Source organism: uncultured Methylobacterium sp., assembly GCF_964244095.1.
In the GTDB taxonomy this organism is placed as follows: domain Bacteria; phylum Pseudomonadota; class Alphaproteobacteria; order Rhizobiales; family Beijerinckiaceae; genus Methylobacterium.
This window is the reverse complement of record NZ_CAXTHR010000191.1, coordinates 1-6,725: the sequence shown is the minus strand read 5'-3', so window position 1 is coordinate 6,725 and position 6,725 is coordinate 1. Positions and strand designations below refer to the sequence as shown.

At 72.0% G+C, this 6,725-nt stretch carries 5 protein-coding genes; 1 reads left to right on the top strand and 4 read right to left on the bottom strand.

Annotation, left to right across the window (positions count from 1 at the left end; all coding sequences use genetic code 11):
* Positions 1-627: 627 nt before the first annotated feature.
* Both ACFE86_RS20480 and glp read right to left on the bottom strand, forming a co-directional pair.
* Complete coding sequence (locus ACFE86_RS20480) at positions 628-1,902, bottom strand: efflux RND transporter periplasmic adaptor subunit (RefSeq protein ID WP_375457166.1); 1,275 nt, start codon at positions 1,900-1,902, stop codon at positions 628-630.
* Positions 1,903-2,012: 110 nt separating this feature from the next.
* Positions 2,013-3,257, bottom strand: a complete 1,245-nt coding sequence (gene glp, locus ACFE86_RS20475; protein ID WP_375457165.1) for a gephyrin-like molybdotransferase Glp — start codon at positions 3,255-3,257, stop codon at positions 2,013-2,015.
* Between the two features lie 635 nt (positions 3,258-3,892).
* Here glp and ACFE86_RS20470 point away from each other — a divergent pair.
* Positions 3,893-5,197, top strand: a complete 1,305-nt coding sequence (locus tag ACFE86_RS20470; RefSeq protein ID WP_375457164.1) for a lipopolysaccharide biosynthesis protein — start codon at positions 3,893-3,895, stop codon at positions 5,195-5,197.
* A gap of 2 nt (positions 5,198-5,199) precedes the next feature.
* Here ACFE86_RS20470 and ACFE86_RS20465 read toward each other — a convergent pair whose 3' ends face one another.
* Both ACFE86_RS20465 and ACFE86_RS20460 read right to left on the bottom strand, forming a co-directional pair.
* Positions 5,200-6,327, bottom strand: coding sequence for a GNAT family N-acetyltransferase (locus ACFE86_RS20465; protein ID WP_375457163.1), 1,128 nt, complete (start codon positions 6,325-6,327; stop codon positions 5,200-5,202).
* The coding region (locus tag ACFE86_RS20460) for a sterol desaturase family protein (RefSeq protein ID WP_375457162.1) at positions 6,324-6,725 on the bottom strand (402 nt) is incomplete at its 5' end. The genes ACFE86_RS20465 and ACFE86_RS20460, both read right to left, overlap by 4 nt.

Below are 6,725 nucleotides of genomic sequence, written 5' to 3'. Positions count from 1 at the left end.
CGCCTCAACGCGGAGCAGGCCCTGGAGGTGGCGTTCCGCACGGCCGAGCTGGTCAAGCGCGAGCGGTCCGAGGTCGAGCGTCCGCGGCTCGACGCCGCCGAGTAGGTCTACGAAGTCCCGCAGCGATGCACGCTGCGATACCGTGCCGGCTTAATGAAGCCAGGAAGTGAAGAAATAGATCAGCACGATGATCGGCAGGGGTATGCCGATCAGCCACAACAGACCGCCCTTGAACATCTCCGAACTCCGAAACGATCGAAAGCCGGTCTCAACGGCCCTGCGAAGGACCGGGTTCCCCGGCGCCGACCGCGTCCTGCGCGCGTCAGGCGATCGCCCGGGCCGAGCCGTTCCAGGGATGGATCGGGCCGGAAGCTCGGCGGCGGGCACCGGGCGGCTGAACGGGAAGTCCTGCACCACGTCGCAGCCTTCAGCCCGTAACACCGATTCGGTGGTCTCGAGTTCGGGGCGGCGGCCTGGGAGGCCCGTCCGGGCCTCACGCATGGCGGTCACGAGGCTGGCGGAGGTGAGCGGGACCGCCGAGACGTTGACCGCGACTTGAGGCCGTCGGGCCAGCCGACCGCCGCCTCGCAGGCTCGGCTAACGCGCAGCCGGCGTCCCGTCGGCGCGTCAGCGGGCGGCGGCCTGAACGGGCTTGCCCTCGGCCGGGTCGCCCTCGCGCTCCACCGGCTGCCCGTCGCGCAGGTCCGCCGGCGGGCTGAGCACGATCCGCTCCCGGCCCGCCAGACCCTGGTCGATCTCGATCGTCTGGCCGAAGTCGCGGCGGACGTGGACGAGGCGCCACACGGCCCGGTTGTCGTCGCCGACCACCGCGACCTGCGTTCCGCGCTGGTTGAACACCAGCGACTCGGCCGGGATGATCACCGCGGGCTCCGGGCGCGGGATCTGCAGCGTCACGTAGACGTAGAGGCCCGCGCGCAGCGTCCCTTCGGGGTTGGGCACGTCGACCTGCGTCGTGAGCGTGCGCGAGGCGCTGAGCAGCGCCACCGAACTGCGCTCGACCCGGCCCGAGAAGGTCCGGTCCGGGATCTGGGGCACTCTGACCGCGGCCGCGACGCCCGGCTTCACGCCGATGGCCGCGTTCTGCGGCACGTTCACGCTGACGCGCAGGATGTCGTCGCGGTCCATGGCGAGCAGGGCGGTGCCGGCGCCGTCGGCCTTCACGAGGTCGCCGACATCGACGCTGCGGGTGGTGACGACCCCGTCGAAGGGGGCGATCACGTCCTTGAAGCCGGTCAGCGCCTTCAGGCGGTCGACGGTGGCCTCCTGCGCCCTGATGTTCGCCTCGGCGACCTTCACGCCGGCTTCGGCCGCCGCGAGTGTCGCGCCCTGGCTCAGGACGCCGGCCTGCGAGTTGTCGGCGTTCTGGCGCGAGGCCCAGCCTTGCGTCGCCAGCGTCGAGGTGCGGTTGTTGGTGAGGTTGGCGAGGTTGACGTTGGCGCGGGCCTGATCGACCTGCGCCCGCGCCTGAAGGAGCTGGGCCTGGTTCTGACCGACCTGCGCCTCGGCCTGGGCGAGCTGCTGGTCGAGTTCGGGCGCTGCGATCCGCAGCAGCACGTCGCCGGCCCTGACCCGCGCGCCGATATCGACGCGGCGCTCGGCGATGTAGCCGGTCGCGCGGGCGAAGATCGCCGCCCGCGCGAAGGCCTGCGTGTCGCCGGGGAGCGTCAGCTCGATCGGCTTGGCGCTCAGCTCCGCCACGGCAACGCGCACCCGCGGCACGAACTCCTTGGCCTTTCGCTGCGTCTCGGCCGCCGCCGCGTCCTGCTTCCAGTGTCCGTAGCCGCCCCAGCCGAGCAGCCCGGCGGCGACCAGCCCGACCATAAGGAACGGAGCCTTGCCCGGCGGGGGTGGGATGTCGCTCGCCTCGCCGTGGGCCTTCATGGTGCGGTCGCCTTCGTCCGGCAGAACCGAGGCCGGTGACCGGGGGATGATAGACCGCATCGGCGCGCGGGCCTAGAGCGCCGCTGCGCCGCAGCCGGGGTTATGCGGCCTCACCACAGGGTCGCATGGGGATGGAAGGCGATCAGGTCGCCCGGCTCGACCCGGCCGAGGGCCTCCGGCAGTTCCGCGAAGCCGTCGCTTCCGGTGAGCGAGGTGATGGCGCCGGAGCGCGGGAGCGGGACCAGCCCGAAGGACCCGTCCGCGGCCCGGTGCAGGGACACCCGAAGGAACTCGCGGCGCCCGGGTTTGCGCGCGTGGGCGAAGGCGGCGCGCACGGGCACGGGCTTCGGCGCTTCGTAGACGGCGCCTCCGAGCCGGGCGAGCAGCGGCCGGACCACGAAGACCAGCGTGACGTAGGCGGCCACGGGGTTGCCGGGCAGGCCGACGAAGGGCGTGCCGGCGACGACGCCCATGGCGACCGGGCGCCCGGGCTTGATCGCGAGGCGCCAGAAGGCGAGCGATCCCGCGGCCGCGACAGCGGCCTTGACGTGGTCCTCCTCGCCGACCGAGACCCCGCCCGAGGTCAGGATCAGGTCGTGTGCCGCCGCCGCCGCCACGAGCCGGCCTTCGAGAGCGCTCGGATCGTCGCACAGGATGCCGAGATCGTGCGCCTCGGCGCCGAGGCGCCGCAGCAGGGCGATCAGCATCACACGGTTGCTGTCGTGGATGCCGGCGGAGCCGCGCCGGGCGCCGGGCTCGACGAGTTCGTCGCCGGTGGAGAACACCGCGACCCGAAGGGCGCGGCGGACCGGCAGGGCGTCGCGGCCGATCGCGGCCGCGAGCGCGAGGTCCTGCGGCCGCAGGCGCCGCCCGGCGGGGATCGCCACGCTGCCGCGGGCGACGTCCTCACCGGCAGAGCGGCGGTTGGCGCCGGGGGTCAGCCCCGGCGGTAGCACGACGCCGTCGGCCGTGACTTGGACGTCCTCCTGCATGAACACGGTGTCCGCGCCGTCCGGCATCGCGGCGCCGGTGAAGATCCGCGACGCCGCGCCGGCTCCGAGCCGCGTCGGCGCGGCGCCGGCGGCGAGGCGCCCGCGGACGGGGACGGTCGTCGCGCCCGCCTCCGCCAGATCGGAGAAGCGCACGGCGTAGCCGTCGACCGCGGCGTTGTCGAAGGGCGGTACGTCGATCGATGCGAGGATGTCCTCGGCCGCGATGCGCCCGTCCGCGCGGGCGAGCGTGACGGACTCGACGCCCGCGACGACCGGTAGGCGCGCCGCGATCATCGCCGCGGCCGCCTCCACGGTCATCACGGGTGCGGTGGGGTCGAAGCAATCGTCGCTCAGGCGCGTCATCGCGCGCCGTCCCCCGGCCGATCGCGGCGCGGACCCGGCGAGCGCCCGCCGACCGCTCGGCGGGGGCAGGCGGAACCGGTCCGAGCGGGAGGGAAGGGCGATGCGCGGCGCGTCACGGGCTGCTGGTCGAGGTGCGGGTTTCGGGCTTGCGGCATCCCGGCCGGCCGATCAAGCCCCCGGCCCCTCGCGGTACGGTTTCGAGCGGGCGATCCGGGATCTCCGCGTGCGGGGCCGGTCTTTATCTTCAGGATTGTCGAACGTCGGACCACCGACCTCGTCGCTTACGGCCGAGGCGGCAAGCGATGGATGGACGCACATCCGACCATGCCGGAGCGGAAGACCACGTAAGCCACAAGGCAACATTCGCCGGGCCGGTGCATAGTCACACCGGCCCGGCGCTCCTGACTTGCAATTGCCGGGAACAACCGTGAAAGGTTTTTTCAGCCCCAGGCAGGCAAGCATGCCAGTGATCGGCGAAACGGTTCTTAAACTATGTGCTGCCGTGCCCCGGAGCGATCGACGCAGGTCCAAGTCGATAGTCCGCACATCGTCGGAAACAGATGGACACATCTCGTGACGGGACGCTCGATGTCCTCATCATGTCTCGTCCGAGAGCCCTGCCGGAGCCGCCGCACATGAGGTGGCCGGATCTCGGGCGTTTCGGCCGCCGCTTCGCCGTGATCCTGTCCGGCGAGCTGATCCAGAGCCTGTTCCATTTCGTCCTGAACATCGCGCTCGTGCGCGAACTCGGCACCCACGATTACGGCCTGTTCGCGATCGTGTTTACGGTCGGCGCCGTGGGCGTCACCTATATCCGGGCGCTCGTGGCGGTCCCGGCCACCCTCTTCCTGGCCCGCAGCCTCGGGCGGCCGGCCGAGCGGGGCTACGCGGTGGTGTTCGGCTCGGGCGCCGCGCTGATCGCCCTGGTGATGGCGGCCGCGGTCGCGGTGCTGCTCGCCCCGGCGATCGGCCTTGCCGCGCTCGCAGGCGGCGCCTTCGTCGGGCTCTACGCGTTCCGAAGCTACCTGCGGATCGTCCTGCTGGCGCGCCGGGCGCCGCGGGTCGCGGGGTTGAGCGACATCGTCTATTCCGCGTGCGGACTCGTGCTGGTCGCGTCCCTCCACGCGGGCGACGCCGCTTTGCTGGAGCATGCCTTCCTCGGCATCGCGGCCGCGCACGCGGTCGGGATCTGCGTGGCGCTCGCCGCGATCCGCCAGCCGGTCCGGGTCTCGTTCCGGGTCGGCATCCGGCGGCGCTACGCCGTGATCTGGCGCCCCCTGGTCTGGTCGCTCGTCGGCGTCACCGGGACCACCGTCCAGGGCCAGGGGCTGACGCTGCTGTTCGCGCTCCTGGCAGGGCCCGCGGCCTACGCGCCGATCGCCGCGACGCTGGTGCTGTTCGCGCCGCTGCGCATCCCGACGAACGCCCTCAACAACATGGTGCTGCCCGAGCTCTCCGGGCTCCTGGCCGACGGGCGCCTTCAGGAGGCCCGCGGCCTCGTCCTGCGCAGCACCGCCCTGATCGGGCTGGGCTGCCTCGCCTACGGCGCCGCCATGTGGACGGCGCTGCCGATCATCGAGCACTACCTGTTCAAGGGGCGCTTCCTGCACGAGCCGATGGCGGGCATCGGATTCGGCGTGTGGTGCGTGGTGACGACCGCGCTGCTCTACGCGATCCCGCGGGCCTTCCTCGAAGCCTCGGCGGCCTTTCGCGTGATCGCTGCGGGCGCGCTGGTCAGCGCGGGCATCGGCTTCCTGATCATGGTGCCGCTTCTGTTGATCCTGCCGCCGGCCTTCGCCCTGATCGGGCTGGCGGTCTCGGAACTCGCAACGGCCCTGTGGTCGGCGCGGGCCTTCCGCCACACCTCTCGCCGTCCCGACCGACGGGTGCCGGCGGTGGACCACGCCGCCGCCGCCGCCGCGCCCCCGGCAGGGGCATGAAATCAGGCCGCCTCGCTCTTCGCGATCGTGGGCGCGGGCCCGGTTCGGTGGCGGCGCATGTCGCGCACCACGCGGTTCCACGAATCGAGCATCATCGCGGCGGCGCCCGGCAGGGTGCGCCGACCCATGACCGAGTCGAGGGTGACGCACGTGGTAGCGAAGCGGCTCTTGAAGGCTTCGGCGCCGCACAGGAAATCGACGACGCGAAGGCCCTGGTCAATCGACCACTGGATGTAGTCCATCATCAGCACCATGCCGGGCGAGCCGCGCTCGAATGCCGGATCGTAGGTGGTCACGAAGGCCATCATCGTGCCGGCCTGGACGAAGTTGATCGACACCGCGACGATCACGCCGTCGCATTCGAGCACGAAGGCCCTGAGCAGGCCGGTCTCGGCGAGCACCCGCACCAGGGCAGGCAGCGCCGGCGAGCCCGCGTCGTAGAGGTTCGATTCGAGGGCGTTGCCGGCGAGCCACGCGCGCTTGAGCTCGGCCAGCCGCGCCAGCACCGGCGCCATCGGCGCGTCCGGCGGCAGCAGGCGGAAGCGCAGGGCGCCCGAGTCGCCGATGAATTTCTGGCCGCGGCGGTAGTTCTGCCGGGTCTTCTTCGACTGCGACGCCAGCCAGGCGGCGCCGGTCGGCCAGTCGCCGACGACGCGGAAGCTCACCTCGCTGCGGTGGTTCGGGCGCAGGCGCACCCCCGCCGCCGCGGCCGGATCGAGCAGCGCGCGGGCGGCCGCCTCCGGCAGCAGGCGGTTGAGGTAGACGAGGTCGAACCCGCCGGCGGCCGACAGGTGCCTCCACATCCGGCGCAGGAGCCCGGGATCGGCGTCGTGCACGACGAGCGCGTCGCCGTAATCGGTGTGGTCCTTGGCCGCCCATTCGAGCAGGCGCAGGCCGCGGCGGCGACAGGTGGCGAGCGGCAGCACCGCCACCAGCGTCTCGCCCCGCCACGCCAGCACGATCTGGAGGCTGCGCCGCTTGGCGTCCGGCGCCGTCGTCCACCACGCGGCGATCCAGGCGTGGCTCTGGAACACCAGCGCGCCGGAGCCGCGCCACAACGCCGTCCAGGCCGGTCCGACCGCGGCGAGGCGCTCGGCCGTGCGCACGATCTCCAGGCGCTCCGGGCTCACGGCTGCGAACCCTCCTGCGGCCGGGCCCGCGCGGCCGGGCGGGGTCGCAGCCGGCGCCTGACCACCCGCCACATCTTCCTCAGCGGCAGGATGTAGAGCCCGGACAGGGACTGGTAGTCGCGCACGTCGCGGTCGACGAGGCCGAACTTGAAGCTCTCGTTCGGCTCCGGTACGCAGAGCGTCCCGAAGATCCGGTCCCAGAACGAGAACAGCAGCCCGAAATTCTTGTCGTAATGGCGCGGGTTGGTGCTGTGGTGCAACTGGTGCCAGTGCGGGCACAGGATCAGGTTGTTGAGCTTCCCGAACGAGATCTTGAAGTGGGTGTGGCGCACGAAATCCATCATCAGGATGTTGCGCATGATGTAGACGTTGACGCCGAACACCGTCACCTCGACGGG

Coding starts and splice junctions, on each gene's coding strand:
- ACFE86_RS20480 (WP_375457166.1), bottom strand. CDS start 1,902: ATGAAGGCCCACGGCGAGGCGAGCGACATCCCACCCCCGCCGGGCAAG.
- glp (WP_375457165.1), bottom strand. CDS start 3,257: ATGACGCGCCTGAGCGACGATTGCTTCGACCCCACCGCACCCGTGATG.
- ACFE86_RS20470 (WP_375457164.1), top strand. CDS start 3,893: ATGAGGTGGCCGGATCTCGGGCGTTTCGGCCGCCGCTTCGCCGTGATC.